We start from the raw sequence: 25,787 nt of genomic DNA on the forward strand, positions 1-25,787 counted from the left end.
CATGGCCCAATCACTCAATAAAGTCATTGACCTACAAACCACTGGAACATCCTATCTTTCCATCTCGGGAAAAGTCGGAAAATTTCTAGTTGGGGATCAAGCCTTAGAGTTTTATCCTGATGTCAATGTCGAACAATATATCCAAATTCCCTGGTCAAGTATTCAGCAAATTGGAGCCAACGTAAGTGGTCGCAAAATCAGTCGCCACTTTGAAGTCTTCACTGATCAAGGAAAATTCCTCTTTGCTTCCAAAGACTCTGGAGCCATTCTCAAAATCGCTCGGGAAAAACTTGGCAATGACAAGGTTGTGAAACTTCCGACTCTACTCCAGACCATTGGTCAAAAATTCAAAAATCTATTTGCAAAAAAGTAGAAACTTTAGTATAATCATAGCAACGGATAAGTAGGTTATCCTCTTCTTCCAGAAAGTCTGCGGGTGCTGCGAGCAGATAGGAGGGGTAAGTGAAATTCTACCGTTAGTAACAATTACATACACAATCAAGTGCACACCTGTGAAGTTGGATGGAACCGTGGCCCTGCCACTCCAACGCTTTGTCAGGTGTGTTTTTTCATAAAGGAGTTCTTATGTTAGATATTAAACGTATTCGTACAGACTTTGATGCTGTCGCAGAAAAATTGGCTACACGTGGTGTAGATCCTGCTGTCTTAAACGAGATGAAAGAAATCGATGCTAAACGTCGTGACATCTTGGTCAAGGTTGAAAACCTCAAGGCAGAACGCAACACAGTTTCAGCTGAGATTGCCCAAGCCAAGCGCAACAAGGAAAATGCCGATGACAAGATTGCTGCGATGCAAAACTTATCTGCTGAAGTCAAAGCCTTGGATGCGGAATTGGCGGACATCGATGCTAAATTGACAGAATTTACCACTACTCTTCCAAATATCCCTGCTGACAGTGTTCCTATCGGAGCCGACGAAGATGACAATGTGGAAGTCCGTCGTTGGGGAACTCCACGCGAGTTTGACTTTGAACCAAAAGCTCACTGGGATCTTGGTGAAGACTTGGGTATCCTTGACTGGGAACGTGGAGCAAAAGTTACTGGTGCTCGCTTCCTCTTCTATAAAGGACTTGGGGCTCGTTTGGAACGTGCTATCTACAACTTTATGTTGGACGAGCATGGAAAAGAGGGCTATACTGAAGTCATCACACCATACATGGTTAACCATGATTCTATGTTTGGTACTGGTCAATATCCAAAATTCAAGGAAGACACTTTTGAATTGAAAGACACTAATTATGTCCTCATTCCTACAGCTGAAGTGCCTCTTACAAACTACTACCGTGATGAAATCCTTGACGGTAAAGACCTACCAATCTACTTCACTGCTATGAGCCCATCATTCCGTTCTGAGGCTGGTTCTGCAGGTCGTGATACACGTGGCTTGATTCGTCTACACCAATTCCACAAGGTTGAAATGGTCAAATTTGCCAAACCAGAAGAATCTTACGAAGAATTGGAAAAAATGACAGCCAACGCTGAAAATATTCTTCAAAAACTCAACCTTCCATACCGTGTCGTTGCCCTCTCTACTGGGGACATGGGCTTCTCAGCTGCTAAGACTTACGACTTGGAAGTTTGGATTCCAGCCCAAAATACCTATCGTGAAATCTCAAGCTGTTCAAATACAGAAGATTTCCAAGCCCGTCGTGCCCAAATCCGTTACCGTGATGAAGCAGATGGTAAGGTTAAACTTCTCCACACCTTGAACGGTTCTGGACTTGCAGTTGGACGTACGGTTGCTGCTATTCTTGAGAACTATCAAAATGCAGATGGTTCTGTAACCATTCCAGAAGTACTTCGTCCATATATGGGTGGAGCTGAAGTTATCAAACCATAAAAATAAGGTTTAGCTATTTCTAGCTAGACCTTTTTTCGTAACCAAATCAGATAAGCACCCAATACAAAGAATAAAATAGTGAGGCATATAACAGTTTCAGCAAACACCAGATAATCCAGAAATGGAAGTTTCAAGATCCCCTGAGCCATCTTGATTGAAGTAGCTGTGATAATGGTTGGGAAGGTGAGGGCTGAGAAGGCTGGTTGAAATCCTTGTTTTAAAATATTGGGCAGGCGAGTTAAAACAAAGAAAAAGAAGGACTGAGATGCCAAAATCATGACAATCAAGAGCCAAGTCGGTAGGCCTGCTCCTCCAACTCGAACTAGAGAAGCTAAGAGTAGGGAAAAGGGAGCACAGTAGATTCCTTCCTGTCCAAGCAAGGCCACTGGGAGTGGATCTTTCTTTAAATCACTATAAATAAGGGGATAGAGATAGAAGGTCAAGACAAAACCAAAACTCAAGGTCGCATAGGCAATTTCAATGATACCGACAAGAGGATAGGTCAAGGCTGCTACTGCTATCCCCACATAGAGTACCGTCCAGCTAGGAGTCGCATTGACCCTCCGACCTGGACAGGCAAATTTGGTGGTAAAAGTAGCAATCAAAGCCAAATCCAAGAGAAATGAAAACCACCAGATCCCTTGTGCTACTATAGGAAGAGCAGGGAATACGCGAAAGACATAGGTCGATAAAATCATCCCAGCCATGGGAAAGGTGGCCATCCCAGATAAAAGAGGGGGCTTAGTCAATTCTTTCTTGGTTTCTTCCCAATTAAAAAGATGAAGAATCAGAAAGAAAATCCACAAAACTAAACCAGTCAGACTCAATAAATGCGACAGAACAGGCAAAGTATCTGCAATCAGATTTCCTGCACCTGCTAAACCTAATAAACAGCCAGAGAATACCAAGGGGAGCTTTTTCATCCGAACCTCCAATAATCATGTTATTATTAGTATAGCATAAAAGCGCTTAAAATAGCATAGAAAAATGAAGACTGGATTGCTCAGTCTTCATTTTTCTTTCTGATTCGAACTAGGCATAAGGTTGTAATTCTGGGTTAATAGGCGTATTGGCTAGGTTGTTGGCATAGTTGCAAAGGCTGGCAAGACTAACACCGAGAACCACATCCAAGGCATTTTGTTGCGTGTAGCCAGCTTGCAAAAATTCAGCCAAGGCTTCATCTCCTACACGCCCTTTGGTATTGATGACCGCCAAGGTAAACTTAGCTAGAGTATCTAGTTTTGGATCTGTTTCAATCGGAGTGCGGTTGCGGAGAGCTTGGAGAAGATCATCATTCATCTGGATTTGTTTGATTGAAAAGGCTGTGTGACCTGCGACGCAGAAAGCACAACCATTGGTTACGGCAGCTGTGATTTGCACTACTTCGCGTTCCACTGGTGTCAGGCTATTGCGACGGTTGATAGCTCCGACAGTTCGGTAGGCTTCAAGCGCGGTCGGGGCATTGGCCAAGAGACCGATTAGGTTAGGAATATAGCCGTTGTTGTCTTTTTGTACTGTTTCAAGAACTTCTTTTACTTCTGCTGGTGCTGATTCTACTGTGTGGATTGTAAATGTTGTCATAAGAAACCTCTTTTCATTTTATTGTCATTTAGTCTATCATAGAATTTTCCCCTTGGATAATATATATTTTCAATCGCCTTGATAAGAAATGTCTATGAAATGAAAAAAATCACACTAAAAGTGTGATTAGGTTAATGTTTAAAATACTTTTTAGTCTCAGCAATGACGACTGGCGACAAGACTAAAAGGGCAATCAAGTTAGGTAAGGCCATCAAGGCATTGACGATATCTGCAATAATCCAGACCATGTCCAATTCGATAAATCCTCCCAACAGAACCATGACTACAAAGACTACACGGTAAAGCCAGATAAAGCGGACACCAAAGAGAAACTCAAAACAGCGCTCTCCGTAGTAGTTCCATCCGAGAATCGTCGTAAAGGCAAAGAGTACAAGGAAGATGGTCAAAAGAGCTGGTCCAAAGTGTGAAAAAACTGTTGAGAAGGCTGACTGAGTCAAGGCAACTCCATTCAAATCACCACTCCAAACCCCAGTTACCAAGATTGTTAAACCAGTCAACGTACAGATAATGAGGGTATCAATAAAGGTTCCTGTCATGGAAATCAAGCCTTGCTCGACAGGCTCATTAGTCTTAGCTGCAGCAGCTGCAATGGGAGCTGAACCAAGGCCAGATTCGTTAGAGAAGACTCCTCGCGCCACACCATTTTGGATAGCCATCCGAATGCTGGCACCTGCAAAACCACCTACCGCAGAAGCTGGACTAAAGGCTGAAGTAAAGATCAGTGCAAGTGTGGCTGGGATTTTCTCGATATTAAAGAGAATAACTGTAAGAGTTCCTAAAATATAGACAATAGCCATAAAAGGAACCACTGCTGTCGAAACTTTTGATATGGATTTGAGGCCACCAAAGACGGCAATCCCTACAAAAATGGATAAAATAAGAGCTGTGATAGCTGGATCAACTTGAGCTGTATTTTGAATGGATTCTGTAATCGAATTGACTTGGGTAAAGGTACCAATCCCTAGAAGGGCTACCAATACACCCGCTAGGGCAAAGAAGATAGCAAGTGGACGCCACTTTTCTCCCATCCCCAAAAGGATGTAATGCATGGGTCCTCCAGCTACAGCTCCATTTGCATCCTTAGTACGGTATTTGATGGCCAGCAAGCCTTCGGCATATTTGGTCGCCATCCCAAAAAAGGCTGCCATCCACATCCAAAAGAGGGCCCCTGGTCCTCCAACCTTAATTGCTGTCGCTACCCCGATGATATTTCCCGTACCAACTGTGGCTGCTAGAGCCGTACAGAGAGCAGCAAAGCTCGACACATCGCCGTGCCCCTTATCCTTGGTAAAGATCAGCTGAAAGGCCATAGGGAGACGAGCTACCTGCAAAATACCCAGTCGGATGGTCAAATAGATACCCGTTCCGACCAATAAGATCAAGAGGGGAGGCCCCCAAACGAAAGCATCAAGCGCTTTTAGCAATTCTAACATATCCTTCTCCTATCTTTCAACCCCAAAAGAAAGAGCACATGCAAGATACATGTACTCTGGAATGCTTAGATAAATGCCAAAAAGCGGTCTATCTTAGCTCTGTCCTTTTACCTGAGAGTTTGAGCAGTTGCCTGCCTTGCCCCTTCGGTGCCTTTACGGTCTCTCCAGAGTTCCGTCCATTTACAGTCATGGAAAACAAACCTTTCTCCACTTCTATTAAACTTCATTCGGTGTTGGTATTTAATTTTTTATTATTTTACAAGAAAAGTTAGTCTTTGTCAATATATTATTTGAAAAAAGATGGATTTTCACTTCTTTTTCAAAAAAAGAGACGTACTCTTTTTTAACCTTTAAAGGTCACAATGGTGGCGCCACTACCGCCAGCATTCTGTGGAGCATAGCCGAAAGTCTTAACATGTTTGTTTCTTTGTAGGTATTTGGTGACTCCTTCACGGATGACACCTGTTCCGATACCATGGATGATATCGACTTGCGCCATGTTATTGAGCAGGGCTTGGTCAATAAAGGCGTCCAGCTCGTTCATGGCCTCTTCGTACCGTTTGCCACGAAGATCCAGTCTGGCTTGCGGACCACGACCAGAAGCTCGTTTCACAACATTGACTTGTTTCTTCTTGACTGGGGCTTCTTGCTGGGCCTGAACAAGGTCAAATTCTTTCTCTTCCAAGGTCATCTTGATCAAGCCAACTTGGGCTTCCCAGCGACCATCCTTAAGCTGATTGGTCAGGGTACCACGCTGACCATAACTGAGAACAATGATATCATCCCCCACCTTTGGAGCTCGTTTTTTCTTGGCCTTTTGAAGAACCTTGTTTTTAGACAAGTCGACTTTTTCAGGAGCTAGTTTTTTCAGTTCTGCCTTGGCTTCAATGATTTCGTGGGGCTTGAGTTGAGACTTGCTGTGAAGATTCTTGAGAATCTGGTCACTCTCACTTAGAGCGAGTTCCACAATCTCGGCAGCCTGTTCACGCGCCTTGTTGAGCTCAGTTTCCTTTTCACGATTGAGCTCGTTATAGAGTTTTTTGAGTGCTCGGTTCATCTTGAGGTTTTCTTGCTCCACCTCACGGATATTGTCCAAGCGTTTGCGACTTTCAAGCGTTTGCTCTTCCAATTGCTCAATGATACGGTTGACATCATTATCTTGGTTGACCTGCTGGCTGGCATCTCCTACGATGACATCTGACAAGCCCAGACGTTTGGCAATTTCAAAGGCATTGCTTCGACCAGGAACTCCCTGCATAAAGCGATAGGTCGGACGCAGGCTGGCTGTGTCAAACTCCATGCTGGCATTTTGCACAAAGGCTGTTTCGATACCATAAGCCTTGAGTTCTGGATAGTGGGTCGTCGCCATAGTCTTGACCTGACGGAGACGAAGATCCTCCAGAATAGCCATAGCAAGCGCTGCTCCTTCCTGCGGGTCGGTACCTGCCCCGAGCTCATCTAGCAATAAGAGCGAGTGCTGATTGACCTTGCCAAGAATATCTACGATATTGGTCATGTGGCTGGAGAAGGTAGACAAGCTTTGCTCGATAGACTGCTCATCCCCAATATCTGCGAAGATTTCCTCAAAAATACCGACACGGCTCCCCTTATCAGCTAAAATAGGCAAGCCAGATTGGGCCATGAGTTGAGTCAAGCCCAGGGTTTTGAGCATGATGGTCTTCCCACCAGTATTAGGACCTGTAATGACAATGGCTGTTAATTCCTTACCAAAGTGTACATCGTTTGCAACAGCATTTTTGACCAAAGGATGGCGAACATGAAGGAGTTGAATCTCTTGATTCTCTGAAAGTTGAGGAACAACTGCTTGCATTTCTTGGATGAAACGTACCTTGGCACGAATTAAGTCTAAATGGCCGATGATCCAAGCGTCATTAGCAATCTCAGCAGCATGAGGGCGGACGCGTTCTGAGAGCTCCTGCAGGATGCGAATCATCTCATAGCGTTCGTCTGCTCGCAGACTAGCGATTTCTTCGCTCAGCTTGACCACCTCACGTGGCTCGATATAGACCGTATTCCCACTGGCAGAGATGTCATGGACAACACCTGCAATCTTATTGCGATAGGTGTTCTTTACTGGTAAAACTTGACGGCCATTTCTGCTAGCGATTATACCTTCCGTCAACATCTGCGCTTTTTGCTTGAGTAAGTCTTGCAAGACATCTCGAACTTGACTCTCGCTATCATGGATTTTCCGACGGATGCGTGCCAGTTCTTCGCTGGCAAAATTCTCGATAAATCCTGCATCATTTAGGGCTTGGAGACTTCCTTGCAAGTGTGGAAAATCATGTAGTTTTTCAAACCATCTCGCCAACTGCTCCAAACGTACATTTTCAAGATTGGCATAAAAACCTTGCAACTCTCTGCTAGCAAGCAAGACCCGTTTGAGGAGCAGGAACTCCTCAATATTGAGGTCCGCCCCCATCTCCAGACGCTTGCAGACAGCTGAAATCTCACGTGTCGCTAGGATGGTAAAGTGGGGTTGCTCCACAAATAGAGCTTGCATTTCCTCCATCTCTGTAAAGGCTTGCTTGATCTTATCCACCTTGGCAGTTGGGGCCAAGCCTTTTAGCTCCTCTAGTCCTTGTTCTGTCAGGAGATGCGGTTCAAACAAGGCTTTGATTTTATTAAATTCTAAGGTTTCTAGTATTTTTGTATTCATATTTTTTCCTTGTATACTGGTTTACAAGATTATAGCAACTAGGGGTTTTGACTTAGTCGTCCAATCTGTAAACAAAGGGCTAGGAAAAATCCCGCCCTTTTTATCCGATTAAATTTGTCACCCAGAGTTGTTTGATAAGATTTGTCGTAAAAGGGACACTTTGGATGATGTGTTTGGCTACTATACTTTTTTCGAGTGAATTTTGAATGACTGCCAGAGGCACCGTTGCAAGGATGGTCAGAGCCATTTGCAAGACAAATAAGGTTACCAATAGAGATAAAAGGCCTGCTCCGATACGCAACCATTTGACATCGAGCTTTTTAGTTGGAATCAAGTGCAGGAACAAACCGATAAAACGTCCGATACTATAACAAATTCCGAAAACTAAAAGGTAGGCTAGGCCCGCATAAAAGACCTTGTCTAGATGAAACAGCTGGTCTGAAGGGAAGAAAAAGGTTCCCTGTCCTTCCTGAGGATTGGCATAAGGGACAAGCAAGTGGAAGTGATCTCCCAATGATTTATAAAACTGTCCCGCAACAAAGGCTGAAATCACTGCCACGAGGAAATAATAAACTTGCAGGACCAAGCCTCTACGGTAGCCGATGTAAAAGCCCCAAGCCAGAACCAATAAGAGTAGGATTGAAATCATAGGGAGTCCTCAATCTTGCTCTGTTCTTGTTTGACAGCAATCAACTTGTGGCGGAGTTCTAACAACTCTTGCTCCTTGTCATCAAATTCAATCTCACGGTTGAGCTGTGTAGACAGACAATTGACCGCCAAAAGAAGCGCAATGGTTTCATCATCCGCCCCAGGCATTTGTTCTTTAATTGCTTGGTATTTTTCAGTCGCAACCTTGGCAATTTCCTCCATAAAGAGGTTGTCATGCTCGGTTGTCAAGGTTAATGTCTTTTTCCCGAATGTAAACTTATATCGATTTAGATTTGCCATAAAATTCACCTCACGATATTATACCAAATTTCGCTAACTTTGTCAGTTTTTACCAATTCTCCTGCTTTTGTGGTACAATAGAGACTATGGCAAGTATCACACTCACACCAAGTGAACAGGAAATTCAGAGCTTTTTAAGTCAGTATCAGAAGGCTCTCAGTCCTAGTAAAAATCCTTATATTCGCTATTTTTTGAGACTGCCTCAGGCAACAGTTTCCATCTATACTTCTGGAAAAGTCCTCCTGCAGGGCGAAGCTGCTGAGCAGTACGCCAGTTTCTTTGGCTACCAAGTTCAACAAGAAAACAGTGGACAAGATTTTCCTATAATTGGAACCGATGAGGTGGGAAATGGTTCCTACTTTGGTGGGCTAGCTGTCGTAGCTTCCTTTGTGACACCGGACCAGCACGACTTCTTGCGAAAACTCGGTGTGGGGGATTCAAAAACCCTGACAGACCAAAAGATTCGTCAGATTGCCCCTATCCTCAAGGAAAAAATCCAGCACCAAGCGCTCCTCCTTTCACCGAGCAAGTACAACGAAATTATTGGAGAGCGTTACAATGCTGTTTCTGTAAAGGTTGCCCTTCACAATCAGGCTATCTTTCTCCTTCTTCAAAAAGGAGTCCAGCCAGAAAAAATCGTGATTGATGCTTTTACAAGTCCTAAAAACTATGACAAGTACTTGGCACAAGAAGCCAACCGTTTTCCAAACAAAATTAGCTTAGAAGAAAAAGCCGAGGGCAAATACCTGGCTGTTGCAGTTAGCTCTATCATCGCGCGGGATCTCTTCCTCGAAAACTTGGAAAATCTTGGACGAGAACTAGGCTATCAACTGCCAAGTGGTGCTGGAACTGCATCTGATAAGGTTGCTAGCAAAATCCTTCAGGCCTATGGCATGAAGGGACTTCATTTCTGTGCCAAACTACATTTTAAAAACACTGAAAAAGCAAAAACACTTCTAGAAAGGTAAATTATGAATTCGTTTAAAACATTTCTAAAAGAATGGGGAGTTTTCTTCCTGATTATCGCACTGGTCGGTCTTAGCCGTATCTTTCTTTGGAGCAATGTCCGTGTAGAAGGACACTCGATGGACCCTACCCTAGCCGACGGAGAAGTTCTCTTCGTTGTTAAACATCTCCCAATTGACCGCTTCGACATCGTGGTTGCGCATGAGGAAGACGGAAATAAAGATATTGTCAAAAGGGTTATCGGCATGCCTGGTGATACCATCCGCTACGAAAATGACAAACTCTTTATCAACGGTGAAGAAACGAATGAACCTTACCTAGCTGAATACCTCAACTTGTTCAAAACAGAAAAGTTGCAAAACACCTATACTGGAAAAGGATTTGAAGGCAATAAGGGAGTTTACTTTAGAGAACTTGCTCAAAAGGCACAGGCCTTTACAGTCGATGTCAATTCCAATACCAGCTTCAGCTTTACTGTCCCTCAAGGTGAGTACCTTCTCCTTGGTGATGATCGTCTAGTCTCTAGCGACAGCCGCCACGTTGGTACCTTCAAGGCCAGCGATATCAAAGGCGAAGCAAAATTCCGTTTCTGGCCACTTAACCGTATCGGAACTTTTTAAGATAAGGAAGAGGCCGAGAATGCTAAGTCTCAGTCTCTTTTTCTATTGCGAGAAGAAGGACTTTTAGTCTCCTAGCTTGTTGAAAGAAGCTAAGGGTCCAACTCTCACGAACTCATGTAAAGGAAACCTATGGAAGTTTATTTTTCAGGCACCATTGAACGGATTATTTTTGAAAATCCCAGTAATTTTTATCGCATTCTCCTCCTAGATATCGAAGATACCGATGCGGAGGACTTTGACGATTTTGAAATCATCGTTACCGGAACCATGGCGGACGTGATCGAGGGTGAAGACTATACTTTTTGGGGACAAATCGTTCAGCACTCCAAGTATGGGGAACAGCTACAGATCAGTCGTTATGAGCGAGCAAAACCCACTAAGAATGGGCTAGTCAAATACTTTTCTAGCAGTCATTTCAAGGGGATTGGTCTCAAAACGGCCCAAAAAATTGTTGATAGCTATGGTGACAATACCATAGACGAAATTCTGGAGCATCCTGAAAAGCTGGAAAGCATTGCTGGACTCTCTGCCAAAAACCGTGAGGCTTTTGTCTCCACCCTCCGTCTCAACTATGGGACAGAAATGGTCTTAGCCAAACTAGCCAACTACGGGATTCCCAATAAACTAGCCTTTCAGATTCAAGACTTTTACAAGGAAGAAACACTGGATGTGGTTGAAAATTATCCCTACCAACTGGTTGAAGATATCAAGGGCTTGGGTTTTACCATTGCTGACCAATTAGCTGCCGAACTAGGCATCGAAAGTCAAGCTCCTGAACGCTTCCGTGCTGGCCTTGTCCATAGTCTTTTTCAGGGATGTATGGATACGGGCGATACCTATATGGAAGCCCGAGATTTGCTGGAACAAACCCTGACTCTCCTTGAATCTTCTCGCCCCGTGGAACTCGATCCCAGCCAAGTAGCTCAGGAATTATCTCATCTGATTGAAGAAGATAAGGTTCAGCAGATTGATACCAAAATCTTTGATAACAGCCTCTTTTTCGCCGAAGAAGGCATCCGCAGTCACTTGGTTCGTATCCTTGAAAAAGAAAAGCAGAAAAGTCAGGATTTGGAAACCATTCACAAGCATATCTCTACTGTCGAGCAAGAACTGGGGATTCAGTACGATACTATTCAAAAACAAGCTATCTGCGACGCTATCCAGAACAAGGTCTTTATCCTAACAGGTGGGCCTGGTACAGGTAAGACGACTGTTATCAATGGAATTATCACTGTTTATGCACTCTTAGAAGGACTTGACCTCAGGAAAAAAAGCAACCTGCCGATTCTTCTCGCTGCACCAACTGGTCGAGCGGCTCGGCGCATGAATGAATTGACAGGTTTGCCTAGCGCTACTATACACCGCCATTTGGGAATGACGGGTGACGATGATACCAGCCATCTGGAAGATTATCTGGATGCCGACTTCATCATCGTGGACGAGTTTTCTATGGTGGACACTTGGCTAGCCAACCAACTCTTCTCCAATATCTCCTCTAACAGCAAAATTCTCATCGTGGGTGATAGCGACCAGTTACCTTCTGTTAGTCCTGGACAAGTCCTGGCTGACCTGCTCCAGATACCTCTGATTCCGCAGACGCGCTTGGAACGGATTTATCGTCAGAGTGAAGAATCAACTATCGTCACCTTAGCTAGCCAGATTCGACAAGGCATCTTGCCAGCAGATTTCACCCAGAAAAAAGCTGATCGCTCCTACTTTGAAATCGCTAGTGGCCATATCCCAGCTACCATTGAGAAAATCCTCGGTGCTGCCCTCAGAAGTGGCATTCCGGCTCATGATATTCAGGTGTTAGCGCCTATGTATCGAGGAACTGCTGGCATTGACGCCATCAACCAACTCATGCAAGACCTGCTCAATCCTCAGCAAAAGAGGCAAGTTAGCTTTGAAGCAACTCAGTGTCACTATCGAACAGGGGACAAGGTCATTCACCTAGTCAACGATGCCGAGGTCAATGTCTTTAACGGAGACCTAGGCTACATCACAGACCTGATTCCTGGAAAATACACCGAGTCCAAACAAGACGAGATTGTCATTGATTTTGATGGCAATGAGGTCATCTACCCACGTAACGAATGGTACAAGATTCGCCTGGCCTATGCCATGAGCATCCATAAGTCTCAGGGAAGTGAGTTTCCTGTTGTCATCCTACCCATCACCAGTGCTAGCAAGCGCATGCTGGAACGCAATCTCATCTACACAGCTATCACACGGGCCAAGAGCAAGCTCATCCTTCTTGGTGAATTACAGGCCTTTGACTATGCAGTCAAGCACATCGGAACTGCCCGCAAGACCTATCTGATTGAGCGCTTCAGTGATTTAATTGAAAATATTGAAGAAAGTAAACAAGCCTTCTCTGAAACTGCCACAGCAAGTGACTCTGAACAATCCTACATCCTCACCGAAGAAAACTGGTCTAGTATTCCCGCTATGATTGGAATTACAGATGCAGACCTCAAAGAGATTTTTGGAAAATAGACAAGCAGAAAACCCACCTAGTCAGGTGGGCTTTTTCTCTTTTAAGATTATTTTACTGTTGCAGTGCTTGTGATCAATTCAACAGCTTTTTTGATAGTGATATCGTGTTTCAACATATCAGCTGAAAGCAAGTTTTGTACTTGTGCAACTTCCATATTGTAGTCTGCTGCCAATTGCTCGATTTCTTTTTGGATTTCTTCTTCTGAAGCGTCAAATCCTTCAGCTTTGGCAACTGCTTCGATAACAAGGTTAGTCTTCGTACGTGACTCAGCTTCTGTTTCGTATTGTTTGTGAAGATCTTCTTGAGTAGTTCCAGTGATTTGGAAGTACATATCAGGGTTGATCCCTTGGCGTTGCAAGTTTCCAAGGAATTCATTTACTGAACGGTGAACTTCTTCGTGGATCATTTCTTCTGGAAGTTCTACGATTTCAGCGTTTTCTACAGCTTTATCAATTGCTGCACCTTCAAGGGCATCTTTGTATGCTTCTTCTTTCGCAGCAGTCAATTCTTTGCGGTATTTTTCTTTCAATTCATCAAGAGTTTCCACTTCTTCGTCGATATCTTTTGCAAGTTCATCGTCAAGAGCTGGAACTTCTTTTGCTTTTACTTCGTGGATAGTTGTTACGAATTTAGCTTCTTTACCTGCAAGGTCTTCTGCTTGGTAGTCTTCTGGGAATGTTACGATAACATCAACAGTTTCGCCAGCTGAGTGTCCAACCAATTGGTCTTCAAAACCAGGGATGAATTGACCTGATCCAAGTCCAAGTGAGAAGTTTTCACCTTTTCCACCGTCAAATTCAACACCGTCGATAGAACCAACGAAGTCGATGACAACAGTGTCGCCATTTTCAGCAGCGCCTTCTTTGATAACCAATTCAGCCAAGTTGTTGCGTTCGCGTTCGATACGTTCTTCAACGTCAGCGTCAGTTACTTCTTTTTCTACATCAACTGATACTTCAAGGTTTTTGTAGTCACCCAATTTTACTTCAGGTTTTGTCACGACTTCAGCAGTGATAACCCAGTCTTGACCTTTTTCCATTGAAGTTACGTCAATTTTTGGTTGCGCAACCACTTCAAGACCAGCTTCTTTTACTGCAGCTTCATAAGCGTTTGGCAAAAGTGCGTTCATTGCATCTTGATAAAGAGCTTCTTCACCAAATTTTTGGTCGAAGATAGGGCGTGGAAGGTGACCTTTACGGAAACCTGGAACGTTAAGAGTTTTCTTTACTGAGTTAAATACACGGTCCAATTCTGGTTTGATTTGGTCTTGAGAGATAGTGAAAGTCAAGACACCACGGTTTGTTTCTTTGTTTTCAAATGATACAGACATTCTGTCATTTCTCCTTAAAATTTTTAATACAGTCCATTATACCATATAATAGCGACTTTTTTCAAGTAATGAATGCGCTTTTCAATAGTGCTAGAGGTACTTGCTCGCTTCCCTGATACTAAGTTCAGCCATTCTCTTCTTATTTTTTTCAATAAAACGTGCTACCCATTCGGGATTGGTTTTAGAGTAGTCTCTTAGAGCCCAGCCGATGGCTTTGTTGATAAAAAATTCTGTCTGGTCCAGATTGTTGACCAGGATCTTTTCCATCAGTTGAACGTTTGTTTTTTCTTTTCTTAACAACTGGTGGTCAATAGCGACTCGCCTCAACCAGATATTATCTGATAGGCTCCATTTTAAAAGCACTTCTTCAAGCTCCTGATGGTCGGCTACCAAACTTCCTACTACTCGATCTAGGATATCTACCGTGTCCCACCAAGACTTGGTCACGACCAGACGCTCAAGCTTAGGCAAATCATCCTTCGTTAGATAAGACTGCATGGCTTTCAAATAGTTGGCAGCTACATATTGGTATTCTCTAGGCTCCTTTTCCCAGCAGATATCTACAAAATCCCAGTCAATAACTCTTGTTTTTTTCGCTTCTGGAAAATACTTTTTATAGAGGGCATTTCTTTCAGGACCTGCAATACCTAGAAAGGGAAATTGATGGCGCATATAGGCTTCCATAGGCCCTGCTTTTTCAGGGTCTTTTGCTGCTTCTAGCTCCTCAAGTAAATCTGCAAGACTCATCTAAAAGTCCTCCTGCCCGACCAAGTGGTGCTGAAAGGCATAGACCGCCGCCTGAGTGCGATCGCTGACCTCAAGCTTGGCAAGGATGTTGGACACATGGGTCTTGACCGTCTTGAGAGAGATAAAGAGTTCATCTGCAATGCGTTGATTTTCGTAGCCCTTGGCGATGAGTTGAAGTACGTCTCGCTCACGCGCAGTCAGCTCCTCATGAAGCTCCATATGATTACGGTGGTATTCAACCTTCTTGCTGACCTCTTGTTCAATGGCCAGCTCGCCAGCAGCCACCTTACGGACAGCATGGAGCAATTCATCTGCACTTGAAGTCTTAAGCATATAGCCTTTGGCACCAGCATTCAAGACCGGCATGATTTTTTCATTGTCCAAGTAAGAGGTCACAATCAATATCTTGGCTTCAGGCCATTCTTTGAGGATGGCCAAGGTAGCATCAATCCCGTTCATCTCAGGCATGACAATATCCATGACAATGACATCTGGGCGCAGTTCCAAGGCCAAGTCAATACCTTGAGACCCATTGGCAGCCTCGCCCACAACTTCCACATCGTCTTGGAGATCAAAATAGCTCTTCAAGCCCAATCGGACCATTTCATGGTCATCTACCAGTAAAATTTTCATCTCTACTCCTTTATCATTCCTTGTCTAGCAGGGGAATACGGATATCAACCGCCAGTCCTTGCTTAGGTGCTGTCAAAAGTTGAACCGTTCCTGCCATATCTTCAACCCGCTCCTTGATGTTTCGCAGTCCATAACTCAAGTCATCTAAACTTCCTAACTGGAAGCCAATCCCATTGTCCACCACTTTCAGCTGCAATTCAACATCTGTCTGATAGAGATAGACATCCAAACAAGATGCCTGGGCATGGCGGAGGGTATTGCTGATCAATTCCTGTAAAATACGGAAGATATGTTCTTCAATCTTCTTAGGCAATTTAGACACATTTTGCTTGAGGCTTACCTTGAGATCACTCTTGTCCTCAAGCTCTTTTAAGAGGATTTGAATCCCCTCAACCAAACTCTTTTCTTCCAACTCAACAGGTCGCAAATGTAGGAGCAAGACCCGCAAATCTTTCTGGGCTGTTTCAAGGATAGCTGCGACACTTTGCAACTGGGTCTGCATCTTTTCTCTATCCAGCTTCAAAGCCTGTTGACTGACACCTGATAAAATCATATGGGCCGCAAACAACTCCTGACTAACTGTATCGTGCAGGTCACGTGCTATCCGCTTCCGTTCTTTCTCGATGATTGCTTCTTCCTTGACCAGGCTTTGATTTTCAGCCTTTTGAACAGCTTCTGTCAAGAGGTTGAGCTTGCCAGACAAGGACTTAAAACTGGCATCCAAGTCTGGATCTGCAAAGGCAACCACCTCTTTTCCTGCTAGCAGTCGCTTGAGATTAACCTGCATTTTTCTGCGAGAAATTTCTTCCATCACGCGCCAAAAAAGGACAAAAAAGAAGGTCATGGAAAGGCTAAAGACCAAGATCAAGAAGATGAGTTTCTCTGTTTTCTCGATATCCTGTAGCAAATAGGACCAATCCAGTTCAAAAATATCAAGTAGACTATTAGTCAAAAAGAGGATAAAGAGGAAAGAAGTCAGACCGATTAACAGATACGATTGCTTTTTCATCCTCTGACCACCTCCACATCGCCAACCATAGTAGTTAGGAAAATCTTGACGCTCTTGTTACTCTTGAGATAGTCTCTGGTTTCCTGATGATAGTGTTCATTGCGAAGGGCTCGCTTGGGTTGATTGAGGAAAGTTAGATCTCCATAGAGGCAGTTGACACTGAGGCTGATTTCCACATCTACAGGTACGATAATCCTAGTCGTTCCGACCATCTTTCTAAGGATAATGACATTGTCATGATTGGTTAGGATAACTCTTTCTAAATGAATGGTATCCTTGCCCATGAGGCGAAAGAGATTGATATCGCCAAATTGGCAGGTCTGGTGGCTAGAGAAATGATGGAGATTGCCAAACCAAGGATTGCGTTCATTTTTAACCGTTACCACCTCTTCAAAGACCAAGTCGGTCTCCTCTCTTTCTTGATTCATCATCGGATAGAGAAGAAAGAGACTGTATATGACCGCTACAAAGATAGCTAATATCACGAAGGGGTTGAGCATGACGATGAAAAAGAAAAGAATAGTCGCCACAAGGAGGAAAACATTATTGCCTTCTTTCCCTGTATAATAGCGGAGCAAGAGCAAGAAGAGGAATAGAATCAGCAGAAAACGCGAAAAATGCTCTGATACCATCAAAATCAGAGCTCCCGTCAATAGACAGGATTCGATAAATAAAAAGATTTGAAATTTTTTCATAGATGCATCCTCTCCCTACTATTTTATCACAATTCAAAAAAGTCACCTCGGTCTGAGGATGGAAAAAGCGGTTGACAAAGAGATACAAAAAAGGGCGGGATTCTTGTCCCGACCTCTTTAGATCTGATCATTTGCTTCTTTAAGTTTGCCATAAAGAATGTAGTCTACTTTTTGCAGATCCGCTATAGTGGCACAGTTAAGGGCACACATAATCAAGCGTAAATCTGCTTTCCAGCCTTGGACAATGCCAATCACTTCTTCGACTGTGTAGGTTTCAATCAACTCTAGAACGGTACGTGACAGTCCTACAGCCTTGGCACCAAATACCAAGCACTTAATCATATCAAGAGGATTTCGAACCCCTCCGCTAACCAAAAGTTCGACCTTGTCTTTCCATTCTTGAGCATTGAGGAGGGCTTGCATAGTAGACTGGCCCCATTGATTAAGGTAATCACGCTGGCCACTACGACGGTTTTCAATGTAAGCAAAGCTGGTACCACCACGACCTGACAGGTCAACCGTTCGAACACCCAGTTCATAAGCTCTCTCGATGGTCTTCACATCCATCCCAAAGCCCACTTCCTTTAGGACAATAGGAACTGGGTTTTGCTTGCTATAATCTGCTAGATGCGATTGCCAGCTTCGAAACTTTCTTTCTCCCTCGGGCATGAGTAATTCCTGCATGACATTAACATGCACTTGAAGGAGAAGAGGATTCATCTCTTCTACAGTCTGAAGTCCTAACTCAACAGGCTTGTCCAAGCCAATATTGGTTCCAAGGAGGATCTTTGGATGGCTAGATTTGACAGAAAAAGAATCATCTGTTGGATCTTTTAGGGCTGAACTATAAGAGCCCGTTACAAACAAAATCCCACAGGCTTCTGCCACCTGAGCTAGTTTTTGATTGATTTCTTTACCTTTGTTGCTCCCACCTGTCATGGCATTGATATAAAAAGGAAAGTCCCACTTTCGACCTGCAAACTCTGTAGACAAATCAATCTCATCCAGGTCATAAAGAGGCAGGGAAGAATGAATTAACTCCACCTCATCAAAGCTATTATAGGAACTTTTCTGCTCAAGGGCATAGCGGATATGCTCATCCTTACGATTTGTCGTCATGTCCTATCCTTTCTTGGTATAAGAGCTCAATCCCCAGATCGGCCCAACGATTTTTTAAGGTTTCGGTTGAGTGCTCATCAAAACTCAAGGCAATGCCACAGTCACCACCACCAGCGCCACTGCTTTTGGCAACAGCCTGCAAATCTTGACTGGCTTCTTTCAGCTGTCTCAGCGAAGGTGTGTAAATATCTGGGCTCAAACCTTCTAAAAGCTGACTGGCTGTTTCCAGCTGCTCGATAATTTTTTCTGCATTCCCATGCTCCAGGGCTTCTACCAAAGCAGATACCGTTGCTTTTGAGGAACTTAAAAAATTCTGGCCTATGTTTTGCTTGATTTGCTGGACCATGTCACTTGATACGGCCACTTCCTTGGTCCAGCCCACTAGGAAATCACATTCTAGAGCTGGTTGCACTTGTGAGATCGAAAAGCCCCAATCACGCTCCAAAACTGTAGCCAAGCTTTCTTCTTGCAACCAAGCAGCCACCTTTTGGCGATCAAACGACTGGTAGAGAATCAAATCTTCTGCCACAATACAGGCAAGGTCTCCCATAGAACCATTGTCGCCTCGCTTGAGCAAGACCGCGCTTGCCAGCTTGAACAAGAGTTCCGGATCAACCGTAATATCATATAGAGCCAGCAGGGCCTTGATCACCAAGACAACGACGCTACCACTAGAACCCAGACCAAACTTTTTGCCTTCGCGTTCCATTTTTCCACGGATTTCCAAGAAAAAAGGTCGCAAGGCTTGCCCACGATAAACGAGGAAATCTTCCACTAGAGCAATCGTTTCTTGAATCAAGCTGTAGTCAGGATTTGGCGTCAAGTCCACTGCAAAATCAAACAGATCTGAATAGATACGGTAGCTATCAGAAAAGGCAATCTCTCCCCTCATATAGATAGGTATCGCCTTTATCAAGGCCAACTGTCCTGGCTCTAAAATAGCATATTCACCTGCCCAGTATAGTTTTCCGCAAGTTTTAACAGCAATCATCTTGGCTCAAATCCTTTGTTTTTGACACAATCAAGCGGTAACGTTGACCGAAAATTTCTGACAAATGCTCCAAGTCTTTCTCCTGACAGAGGACCTTGACATTGGGACCGGCGTCCATGGTAAAGTAGCAGGCTTCCCCTTGCTCACGAAGTTGGCGGACAAAGTCCATGGCTTCATAGGACGCATCCGTCAGATATGAAAAGGTTGGCGATGCTGTTTTCGTCGTAGCGTGCATAGCAAGGGCATTCCTCTCCGTTAATTCCCCAACCTTGGCAAAATCATTCTCTTTGAGATAGACCAGCATATCCTGATAATCCTTCTCAGACTGACGAACCCAATCATCAAAGGTCGTCGAGGTTTCCACACAAAGTTTCATTCCATCACGGCTAGAAATTGGTTTTTTCTTATCCTCTAACACCAACATAATCATAGCTAGTTTCAGGTCTGTATCAACAGAGTAAATTTCCCCACTATCCTTATCCCAGGCACCTAGTGGTCCATAAAAGCTCCGAGAGGAAGAACCTGAGGCAAACTTAGCTTCCTGCGCCAACTGACTCTGATTCAAACCAAGCTGGAAATAAGCATTACAGGCCTTGACCAAGGCGGACAAACCACTGGAACTTGAGGACAAGCCCGCTGCGGTAGGCATGTTGTTTTGGGTATCAATACGGACAAAGCCCTCACCTTCTGGGCGGTAACGGTCAATGATTTTGCTCATTTTGGCATGCTCATCCTCACTCTGAAGTTGACCATTGATATAAAAGGCATCAGCAGTCGCATCCGTCGGTAAAGGCGACAAAGTCGTCTCTGTGTACATATTTTCCAAAGTCAAAGAGATACTGCTAGTAGCAGGAACCATCTCTTTTTCTTTTTTCTTTCCCCAATATTTGACAATGGCAATATTTGCGTAGGAACGTACTGTTACAGGCTTTCGATCCATGTCTGAACAGCTCCTTTCTCTTCTAATCTTTCTGCTAGTTCTTGAGCTTGAGTCAAATTGGTTGCCAAGGCTATGATACAGCCTCCTAGCCCACCACCACTCATCTTGGCACCTAGAGCACCCTGGCTCAGAGCCGTTTCAACGAGGGAGTCTGCCTCAGGGCTACTAACACCAATTTCTTTTAAATGTAAATGCGCCTGACTGAAGATTTGTCCCAGTCCCTCAGCATCTTTTCGTCTAATTGCCTCTTCTGCCTGCTGGGTCAATTCTCCCAGGGCATGCAAAAACGGCAGAGCATCCTTCCCCTTGCTTTGAACCACTTGGATGGCTTCACGAGTGTGACCATACACACCTGTATCTGCAATCACCAAATAGGCAGATAGGTTCATCTCAAGTTCTGTAAAACCAACATTCTTGATAAAGCGAATGGGCTGGTCACTGAGACAGGTCTTAGCATCCAAACCGCTTGGATTCATATGGGCAATCATCTCAGCCCGATTGACCAAGATTTCTAGTACATCATGAGGCAGGTCGGCTTGATAGTAGTCAAAAACAGCTCGAATGGCTGCTATGCTGATAGCCGCTGACGAACCCATTCCCCGTTTTTCAGGGATAGCCGAGTCAATCACACATCGAATGCAGGCTTCTTTGATATCCAAATACTCCAGCGAAGCATAAACCGCCATGGACAAGGTATCCTCCTCATAGAGACGCCACGGACTTTCAGCAGGGACCACCTTACATGTCACCTCCACCTCTAAGAGAGGCAGGGAAATAGCAGGATAGCCGTAGACGACCGCATGCTCCCCTATTAAAATAATCTTACTATGTGCCTGACCGACACCAACTTTTTTTGTCATGTTTTCCTTTAACCAGACGAAAAGACCGTCTCATTTCATACAGTAGTATTTTCTCCTATCTATTTTATTATATTTTCACAAAAAAAGCGATTGTTTCCTTCACAATCGCCTCTTTCATTATTGAACCCACTCGCCATTATAGTTGACCGAATAGCCTTCTACGGTCGTATTCACTGCTAAAGCACCTGAGCTGTAAGCGTAGTACCATTTGCCATTGACCTGGAACCAGCCTGTCTTCATATCTCCATTACTTGCATGTAAGTAGTACCAAGTCGAGCCTTCCTGATACCAGCCAGTTGCCATAGATCCTGATGAACGGAGATAGTACCACTTGTTCCCAAGGTATTGCGAGCTCGTTTTCATATCGCCATTTGGTTCATCTAAATAATACCAAGTTGAGCCTTCTTGATACCAGCCAGTCGCCATTGCTCCTGATGAACGGAGATAGTACCACTTATTGCCAAGTTGTTTCCAACCAGTTTGCATGATACCAGTTTCTGGATCTAGATAGTACCAAGTTGAGTTATCATTGGTCCAGCCACGCACTAGCTCCCCAACCGTTAAACTGTCGATACGAGCATCGAAGCTACCATCCTCCTGTAAATAATACCAATGCCCTTCGTCAGAAATCCAACCAGTTTTTAAAGTGTGATAGCTACGCTGATCTCCAAAATAATAGACTCGTTTCTCTGCTGGACTATCATATTGTTCCCCATGATGTTTGTTGGTATTTGTAGCAGTTTTTGCTTCTAAAACTTGCTTGCCAACAAATTCTTGTAGTACCCCATCTTGACCAAAGTAAAACCAATCTGGTCTAAAAGCAACATCTTGCCTTAGAGAAGAACCAATCGTAACCCCTTTGTGTGGAGCAGGTATATATTGCCAGCCGACAACCATCTCTCCAGATAAAGGATCAAAATAATAGTACTTACCATCAATCACTCGCCAGTAGGTTTCTTTGAGTTCCCCCTTCTTGTAGTAGGTTCTACCATTTTCTTGGACAAATTGCCAGCCTTCTGAATCAGCATCATCCGCAAAGACGGTGCTTGTCGCTAGCAAACCAAAGAAAAATACTGCGAGTCCAACTTGCATCATTCTTTTTACTATTTTCATTAGATCTTTCCTCCATAACTGATTGTAGCAAAGACTTTACTGTATGTCAATATATAGAAATCCCTCAAAAAAAAGCAGTTACACAACTGCAACTGCTTTTCTATTCTTGCATGGTGTACCCAACACCACGCACGGTTTTAATGTAGCTTTTTTGACCTTTTACATCAAGCTTGCTACGTAGATAACGGATATAAACATCCACGATATTGGTTTCTGTCGCACTTTCGTACTTCCAAACACTTTCCAATAACTGCTCACGAGTCAAGACCTTCTTGCTTCCCATGAGAGTGGCCAAAAGGTCATACTCACGGCGCGTCAGAGCAATCATCTCCTCGCCACGATAAACGGTATGATGTTCTACATCCATACGCAAATTGCGGTAAGACGTTGGGACCTTCATCTGGCTACAGTGTTGGTCGATAAAGTCCCGACCTCGGAAAATCGCTGAAATACGAGCCACCAGCTGATCAATAATCACTGGCTTATAGATGTAAGAAACGGCGAAGCGCTGGATTGTCTCAATCTGGTCTTGCAATTCTTCGCGATGGTCCAAGACCATGATCACTGAGGCTGGTTTTGTTCGACTCAGCCTCTCTGCAAAATCCTGGGCCGTCATATCCCCCAGACGAGCATTCAGTAAAATCAAGTCATAATCTGTCTGGAGAGCCATGGAGAGGGCTTTTTGCCCCTCCTCGACCAGATCAACACGGTATTGCTCTTTTTGGAGTTCCAGACTGAGAAAATGAGCGAGATTTCGTTCTTTCTCAAGTAATAAAATCCGTTTCCCCATGGCAGACCTACTTATTTCTCGTCATACCAAGAGTAGTGGAAGATTCCTTCTTTGTCTTTACGTTGGTAAGTGTGGGCACCAAAGTAGTCACGTTGTGCTTGGATCAAGTTAGCAGGAAGGTCAGCTGAACGGTAGCTATCAAAGTAAGTAATAGCTGCTGAGAAGGTTGGCACTGGTACACCAGCTTGAACAGCAAGAGCTACGATATCACGAACTGCTTGTTGGTACTTAGCAGTAACATCCAAGAAGTACTCATCCAAAAGAAGGTTTGCAAGGTCTGCATCACGGTTATAGGCATCCGTAATCTTTTGCAAGAAACGAGAACGGATGATACAGCCATCACGCCAGATAGATGCAATGTCCGCAAATGGCAAGTTCCAGTTATTTTCTTTAGAAGCCACACGTAATTGGGCAAAACCTTGTGCGTATGAGATGATTTTTGAGAAGTAAAGGGCTTGACGGATCTTTTCGATCAACTCAGCCTTGTCACCTTCAAATTTGAAGGCAGCTGGTTTTGGAAGGACCTTGCTAGCATGCACACGCTCTTCTTTGTATGTAGAGATGTAGCGAGCAAATACTGACTCAGTGATGAGTGACAATGGAACACCAAGGTCAAGAGCTGATTGGCTGGTCCATTTACCCGTTCCTTTGTTTCCTGCAGCATCCAGGATGTAGTCTACGATTGGTCCATCTTGACCTTCATCATCTTTACGGCTCAAGATATCAGCTGTGATTTCGATCAAGTAGCTGTCCAATTCACCCTTGTTCCACTCAGTAAAGATTTCAGCCATGTCTTCTGCAGAAAGGCCAAGCAAGTGTTGCATCAAGTCATAGCTTTCTGCAATCAATTGCATGTCACCATACTCGATACCGTTGTGGACCATTTTCACATAGTGACCAGCTCCATCAGGACCGATGTAAGTCACACATGGTTTGCCATCTTCTGGTGCTTTAGCTGAGATTTCTTCAAGAACATCCGCAACCAATTCGTAGGCTTCTTTTTGTCCACCAGGCATGATAGAAGGACCTTCAAGGGCACCTTTTTCACCACCAGAAACTCCAGTACCGATAAAGTTGATCCCTGAGTTTGCTAGTTCTTCATTACGACGGATGGTATCTTTGTAGAAAGTGTTTCCTCCATCAATCAAGATATCACCCTTATCAAGGTGTGGAAGAAGAGCTTGGATAGTTGCATCTGTACCAGGTCCAGCTTGAACCATCAGCATGATACGACGAGGTTTTTCGATTGAGTTTACAAAGCTTTCAACGTCATAGCTTGGCACAAAGTTCTTTTCAGGATGGCAGGCAATTACGTCTTCTGTTTTTTCTTTACTACGGTTGTAAATGGCAACTGTATAACCACGAGATTCGATATTTAGGGCAAGGTTACGACCCATTACGGCCATACCTACGACACCAAAGTTAGCTTTTGTCATGTGACACTCCTCTTATTTAATTTGTTTTATTTTATCATTTTTACCTATGAAAGAAAAGAATTTTGTAACGGACTCCTAATAGTCCAAGTCATCTGCATGGCCAGAACCATTCCCTACAAAGTAACCAGTCTTACAGTTGAGGGTGAAGAGGTAGGTTCCATCTGGTTTGTAGAGGTTGTAATAGCCGTTTCCGTTTACAATATTGACACGTTCGAGAATGTATTGGTTGCCAGTGATATAGCCACGAGCACGTGAGGTTGCTAGGATTTGTTCCAATACACCATCTGCAAACGTCCAAGCAGGGTTATTGCTATCGTCTACAGCTGATTGGTTGTAGGGTACACGACTAGCACTTCTTTGAAGATTAACCCCATCGCCAGATAAACCACCATTTGTATCTCTAGCCGGTGCTGTGGTACTTGTTGAAGGCGTCGTACTGCTTGCACTGCTTTCTGTAGCTGAACTTGAGCTTGCTTGACTCGTGCTAGAACTTGAGCTGGAAGCACTGGTTTGTTGACTCTTACCAAGACTAATCGCCTGATCTAACAGTTTATCAAGCTCTGTATTTCCCGTTTTAACTTCCGTGAACTTAGCATCCGCCTTGGCTTTAGCATTGGTATTCAAGACACCATCAGTAATAGCTGGACTTTCAAAGAGGGCGTTGACATCTTGAATGGCCTCGATTTGAGTTGCTAGGCTATCGTATTTTGACTTAGCTAGTGTATAATCACGGCTACCTTCTAACTTATCCAGTAAGGTTTTTAGCTGGCTCAACTTATCGAACTGGCTATTTTTTAAAGCAGTCTTATTGGCATCTGTATAGAAGGAATCATAAAGCGTATTGAACTCTTGCAAGTCGGTTTGCGATTCTTGATTTCCTGAAGATGATTGAGAAGACTGAATTTCTTGGTTCGAACGAGATACCTGACGGTAGACATAATACGTCCCAGCAAGAACAAGAATCGCAGCTACCACAGAAACGATGGTAATCACACGTTTCTTTTTAGAGCCTGTTTCAGGTTCCGTCTGTACTGATCGTGATAGGGAAGTATAGGTTTCTTCTTGTTCCTCATTTTCCTCATTCATTTCCTTGGATGCTGTTTCTGTTAAAACGAGAGGCTCTATTTCAGTACTTTCCTCATCTTGAAGTGGTGGAACAAACTGAGTAGTTTCTTCATTGTCTATCTCTTCACTAGATTCCTCGGAAACCAGGTCTGAATCGTCTACCTCTCCAGAAAGTTCACTTGTTTCACGAACTTCTTGGATCAATTCCTCTAAGTTTTGAGTAGAAGCCAACTCTTCTTTTTCAAACTGACGAGTTTCAAACTTATCTGCCTCGATCTCTTCGCGGTGCTGTTTGATGTATTTGTCCAAGATGTTGTCTTCAGGCAATACTCCAGCCTCAACCTCCTCATTCTTACGAATTGCTTGACCAACAGTCAAATCTTTTGCTTCGTCAAAGTCGAATTGTGGCTCTTGCTGTTCTTTTTTATGACGATCATGTCTTTTCTTGCTCAT

The 25,787-nt window shown here is 43.8% G+C and carries 24 protein-coding genes and 1 riboswitch; of the genes, 5 read left to right on the forward strand and 19 right to left on the reverse strand.

All coding sequences use genetic code 11. The features are described 5' to 3' along the window. Position 1: 1 nt before the first annotated feature. On the forward strand, positions 2 to 373 hold the full coding sequence (locus DB729_RS01725; RefSeq protein WP_000079370.1) for a DUF956 family protein: 372 nt from the start codon (positions 2 to 4) through the stop codon (positions 371 to 373). Positions 374 to 585: 212 nt separating this feature from the next. Next, on the forward strand, positions 586 to 1,860 hold the full coding sequence (gene serS, locus DB729_RS01730; protein WP_033583760.1) for a serine--tRNA ligase: 1,275 nt from the start codon (positions 586 to 588) through the stop codon (positions 1,858 to 1,860). 23 nt (positions 1,861 to 1,883) lie between these two features. Here the strand turns inward: serS and DB729_RS01735 are convergent, their stop codons facing one another. The 6 genes from DB729_RS01735 to zapA form a co-directional block, all read right to left on the reverse strand. After that, positions 1,884 to 2,783, reverse strand: a complete 900-nt coding sequence (locus DB729_RS01735; protein ID WP_033583761.1) for a TDT family transporter — start codon at positions 2,781 to 2,783, stop codon at positions 1,884 to 1,886. 109 nt (positions 2,784 to 2,892) lie between these two features. Continuing rightward, a complete protein-coding gene (locus tag DB729_RS01740; protein WP_000206775.1) occupies positions 2,893 to 3,441 on the reverse strand; it encodes a carboxymuconolactone decarboxylase family protein in 549 nt (182 codons plus the stop codon). A gap of 131 nt (positions 3,442 to 3,572) precedes the next feature. After that, positions 3,573 to 4,895: an alanine/glycine:cation symporter family protein gene (locus DB729_RS01745; protein ID WP_033583764.1), complete on the reverse strand. Its 1,323-nt coding sequence runs from the start codon at positions 4,893 to 4,895 to the stop codon at positions 3,573 to 3,575. A gap of 89 nt (positions 4,896 to 4,984) precedes the next feature. Continuing rightward, positions 4,985 to 5,073, reverse strand: a riboswitch (glycine riboswitch). 165 nt (positions 5,074 to 5,238) lie between these two features. After that, a complete protein-coding gene (locus tag DB729_RS01750) occupies positions 5,239 to 7,575 on the reverse strand; it encodes an endonuclease MutS2 (RefSeq protein WP_109289669.1) in 2,337 nt (778 codons plus the stop codon). 100 nt (positions 7,576 to 7,675) lie between these two features. Continuing rightward, a complete protein-coding gene (locus DB729_RS01755; protein WP_109289668.1) occupies positions 7,676 to 8,224 on the reverse strand; it encodes a CvpA family protein in 549 nt (182 codons plus the stop codon). Beyond that, positions 8,221 to 8,523, reverse strand: coding sequence for a cell division protein ZapA (zapA, locus tag DB729_RS01760; protein WP_000002028.1), 303 nt, complete (start codon positions 8,521 to 8,523; stop codon positions 8,221 to 8,223). The genes DB729_RS01755 and zapA overlap by 4 nt, the downstream gene beginning before the upstream one ends. 86 nt (positions 8,524 to 8,609) lie before the next feature. Here zapA and rnhC point away from each other — a divergent pair, with 86 nt between their 5' ends. The 3 genes from rnhC to recD2 all read left to right on the forward strand — a co-directional run bounded on the left by rnhC (position 8,610) and on the right by recD2 (position 12,605). Then, positions 8,610 to 9,491: a ribonuclease HIII gene (gene rnhC, locus DB729_RS01765; protein WP_109289667.1), complete on the forward strand. Its 882-nt coding sequence runs from the start codon at positions 8,610 to 8,612 to the stop codon at positions 9,489 to 9,491. A 3-nt stretch (positions 9,492 to 9,494) separates the two neighbouring features. Beyond that, on the forward strand, positions 9,495 to 10,109 hold the full coding sequence (lepB, locus tag DB729_RS01770) for a signal peptidase I (protein ID WP_001083992.1): 615 nt from the start codon (positions 9,495 to 9,497) through the stop codon (positions 10,107 to 10,109). A 129-nt stretch (positions 10,110 to 10,238) separates the two neighbouring features. Continuing rightward, on the forward strand, positions 10,239 to 12,605 hold the full coding sequence (gene recD2, locus DB729_RS01775) for an SF1B family DNA helicase RecD2 (protein ID WP_109289666.1): 2,367 nt from the start codon (positions 10,239 to 10,241) through the stop codon (positions 12,603 to 12,605). Positions 12,606 to 12,652: 47 nt separating this feature from the next. Here recD2 and tig read toward each other — a convergent pair whose 3' ends face one another. The 13 genes from tig to mapZ form a co-directional block, all read right to left on the reverse strand. Further along, on the reverse strand, positions 12,653 to 13,936 hold the full coding sequence (tig, locus tag DB729_RS01780) for a trigger factor (protein WP_109289665.1): 1,284 nt from the start codon (positions 13,934 to 13,936) through the stop codon (positions 12,653 to 12,655). A gap of 90 nt (positions 13,937 to 14,026) precedes the next feature. After that, the gene (locus tag DB729_RS01785) at positions 14,027 to 14,683 is read right to left on the reverse strand and encodes a DNA alkylation repair protein (protein ID WP_109289664.1); all 657 of its coding nucleotides are present in this window, start codon (positions 14,681 to 14,683) and stop codon (positions 14,027 to 14,029) included. Continuing rightward, a complete protein-coding gene (locus tag DB729_RS01790; protein ID WP_070800113.1) occupies positions 14,684 to 15,316 on the reverse strand; it encodes a response regulator transcription factor in 633 nt (210 codons plus the stop codon). 13 nt (positions 15,317 to 15,329) lie between these two features. Then, positions 15,330 to 16,325, reverse strand: a complete 996-nt coding sequence (locus DB729_RS01795; protein WP_109289663.1) for an envelope stress sensor histidine kinase LiaS — start codon at positions 16,323 to 16,325, stop codon at positions 15,330 to 15,332. Beyond that, positions 16,322 to 17,020 carry a cell wall-active antibiotics response protein LiaF gene (gene liaF / locus DB729_RS01800; protein ID WP_109289662.1) on the reverse strand — a complete coding sequence of 233 codons (699 nt, stop codon included), beginning with the start codon at positions 17,018 to 17,020 and terminating at the stop codon, positions 16,322 to 16,324. The genes DB729_RS01795 and liaF overlap by 4 nt, the downstream gene beginning before the upstream one ends. Positions 17,021 to 17,137: 117 nt before the next feature. Beyond that, positions 17,138 to 18,139 carry a type 2 isopentenyl-diphosphate Delta-isomerase gene (fni, locus tag DB729_RS01805; RefSeq protein ID WP_109289661.1) on the reverse strand — a complete coding sequence of 334 codons (1,002 nt, stop codon included), beginning with the start codon at positions 18,137 to 18,139 and terminating at the stop codon, positions 17,138 to 17,140. Next, on the reverse strand, positions 18,123 to 19,130 hold the full coding sequence (locus tag DB729_RS01810; protein WP_109289660.1) for a phosphomevalonate kinase: 1,008 nt from the start codon (positions 19,128 to 19,130) through the stop codon (positions 18,123 to 18,125). Before DB729_RS01810 ends, fni begins: the two co-directional genes overlap by 17 nt. Continuing rightward, positions 19,117 to 20,070 carry a diphosphomevalonate decarboxylase gene (gene mvaD, locus DB729_RS01815; protein WP_096421692.1) on the reverse strand — a complete coding sequence of 318 codons (954 nt, stop codon included), beginning with the start codon at positions 20,068 to 20,070 and terminating at the stop codon, positions 19,117 to 19,119. Before mvaD ends, DB729_RS01810 begins: the two co-directional genes overlap by 14 nt. Beyond that, complete coding sequence (gene mvk, locus DB729_RS01820; RefSeq protein WP_000163309.1) at positions 20,052 to 20,930, reverse strand: mevalonate kinase; 879 nt, start codon at positions 20,928 to 20,930, stop codon at positions 20,052 to 20,054. Before mvk ends, mvaD begins: the two co-directional genes overlap by 19 nt. Before the next feature lie 117 nt (positions 20,931 to 21,047). Then, complete coding sequence (gene cbpF / locus DB729_RS01825) at positions 21,048 to 22,043, reverse strand: choline-binding protein CbpF (protein ID WP_109289659.1); 996 nt, start codon at positions 22,041 to 22,043, stop codon at positions 21,048 to 21,050. Positions 22,044 to 22,143: 100 nt separating this feature from the next. Continuing rightward, positions 22,144 to 22,833, reverse strand: coding sequence for a response regulator transcription factor (locus tag DB729_RS01830; protein WP_000518005.1), 690 nt, complete (start codon positions 22,831 to 22,833; stop codon positions 22,144 to 22,146). An 11-nt stretch (positions 22,834 to 22,844) separates the two neighbouring features. Next, complete coding sequence (gene gndA / locus DB729_RS01835; protein ID WP_007518502.1) at positions 22,845 to 24,269, reverse strand: NADP-dependent phosphogluconate dehydrogenase; 1,425 nt, start codon at positions 24,267 to 24,269, stop codon at positions 22,845 to 22,847. A 75-nt stretch (positions 24,270 to 24,344) separates the two neighbouring features. Continuing rightward, positions 24,345 to 25,787 carry a cell division site-positioning protein MapZ gene (gene mapZ / locus DB729_RS01840; protein ID WP_109289658.1) on the reverse strand — a complete coding sequence of 481 codons (1,443 nt, stop codon included), beginning with the start codon at positions 25,785 to 25,787 and terminating at the stop codon, positions 24,345 to 24,347.

The organism is Streptococcus halitosis, from assembly GCF_003143695.2.
Classification (GTDB): domain Bacteria; phylum Bacillota; class Bacilli; order Lactobacillales; family Streptococcaceae; genus Streptococcus; species Streptococcus halitosis.

What these genes read in the sequence shown, in the direction of transcription:
- DB729_RS01725 (WP_000079370.1), top strand. Translation starts at nt 2, where the DNA reads ATGGCCCAATCACTCAATAAAGTCATTGACCTACAAACCACTGGAACA.
- serS (WP_033583760.1), top strand. Translation starts at nt 586, where the DNA reads ATGTTAGATATTAAACGTATTCGTACAGACTTTGATGCTGTCGCAGAA.
- DB729_RS01735 (WP_033583761.1), bottom strand. Translation starts at nt 2,783, where the DNA reads ATGAAAAAGCTCCCCTTGGTATTCTCTGGCTGTTTATTAGGTTTAGCA.
- DB729_RS01740 (WP_000206775.1), bottom strand. Translation starts at nt 3,441, where the DNA reads ATGACAACATTTACAATCCACACAGTAGAATCAGCACCAGCAGAAGTA.
- DB729_RS01745 (WP_033583764.1), bottom strand. Translation starts at nt 4,895, where the DNA reads ATGTTAGAATTGCTAAAAGCGCTTGATGCTTTCGTTTGGGGGCCTCCC.
- DB729_RS01750 (WP_109289669.1), bottom strand. Translation starts at nt 7,575, where the DNA reads ATGAATACAAAAATACTAGAAACCTTAGAATTTAATAAAATCAAAGCC.
- DB729_RS01755 (WP_109289668.1), bottom strand. Translation starts at nt 8,224, where the DNA reads ATGATTTCAATCCTACTCTTATTGGTTCTGGCTTGGGGCTTTTACATC.
- zapA (WP_000002028.1), bottom strand. Translation starts at nt 8,523, where the DNA reads ATGGCAAATCTAAATCGATATAAGTTTACATTCGGGAAAAAGACATTA.
- rnhC (WP_109289667.1), top strand. Translation starts at nt 8,610, where the DNA reads ATGGCAAGTATCACACTCACACCAAGTGAACAGGAAATTCAGAGCTTT.
- lepB (WP_001083992.1), top strand. Translation starts at nt 9,495, where the DNA reads ATGAATTCGTTTAAAACATTTCTAAAAGAATGGGGAGTTTTCTTCCTG.
- recD2 (WP_109289666.1), top strand. Translation starts at nt 10,239, where the DNA reads ATGGAAGTTTATTTTTCAGGCACCATTGAACGGATTATTTTTGAAAAT.
- tig (WP_109289665.1), bottom strand. Translation starts at nt 13,936, where the DNA reads ATGTCTGTATCATTTGAAAACAAAGAAACAAACCGTGGTGTCTTGACT.
- DB729_RS01785 (WP_109289664.1), bottom strand. Translation starts at nt 14,683, where the DNA reads ATGAGTCTTGCAGATTTACTTGAGGAGCTAGAAGCAGCAAAAGACCCT.
- DB729_RS01790 (WP_070800113.1), bottom strand. Translation starts at nt 15,316, where the DNA reads ATGAAAATTTTACTGGTAGATGACCATGAAATGGTCCGATTGGGCTTG.
- DB729_RS01795 (WP_109289663.1), bottom strand. Translation starts at nt 16,325, where the DNA reads ATGAAAAAGCAATCGTATCTGTTAATCGGTCTGACTTCTTTCCTCTTT.
- liaF (WP_109289662.1), bottom strand. Translation starts at nt 17,020, where the DNA reads ATGAAAAAATTTCAAATCTTTTTATTTATCGAATCCTGTCTATTGACG.
- fni (WP_109289661.1), bottom strand. Translation starts at nt 18,139, where the DNA reads ATGACGACAAATCGTAAGGATGAGCATATCCGCTATGCCCTTGAGCAG.
- DB729_RS01810 (WP_109289660.1), bottom strand. Translation starts at nt 19,130, where the DNA reads ATGATTGCTGTTAAAACTTGCGGAAAACTATACTGGGCAGGTGAATAT.
- mvaD (WP_096421692.1), bottom strand. Translation starts at nt 20,070, where the DNA reads ATGGATCGAAAGCCTGTAACAGTACGTTCCTACGCAAATATTGCCATT.
- mvk (WP_000163309.1), bottom strand. Translation starts at nt 20,930, where the DNA reads ATGACAAAAAAAGTTGGTGTCGGTCAGGCACATAGTAAGATTATTTTA.
- cbpF (WP_109289659.1), bottom strand. Translation starts at nt 22,043, where the DNA reads ATGAAAATAGTAAAAAGAATGATGCAAGTTGGACTCGCAGTATTTTTC.
- DB729_RS01830 (WP_000518005.1), bottom strand. Translation starts at nt 22,833, where the DNA reads ATGGGGAAACGGATTTTATTACTTGAGAAAGAACGAAATCTCGCTCAT.
- gndA (WP_007518502.1), bottom strand. Translation starts at nt 24,269, where the DNA reads ATGACAAAAGCTAACTTTGGTGTCGTAGGTATGGCCGTAATGGGTCGT.
- mapZ (WP_109289658.1), bottom strand. Translation starts at nt 25,787, where the DNA reads ATGAGCAAGAAAAGACATGATCGTCATAAAAAAGAACAGCAAGAGCCA.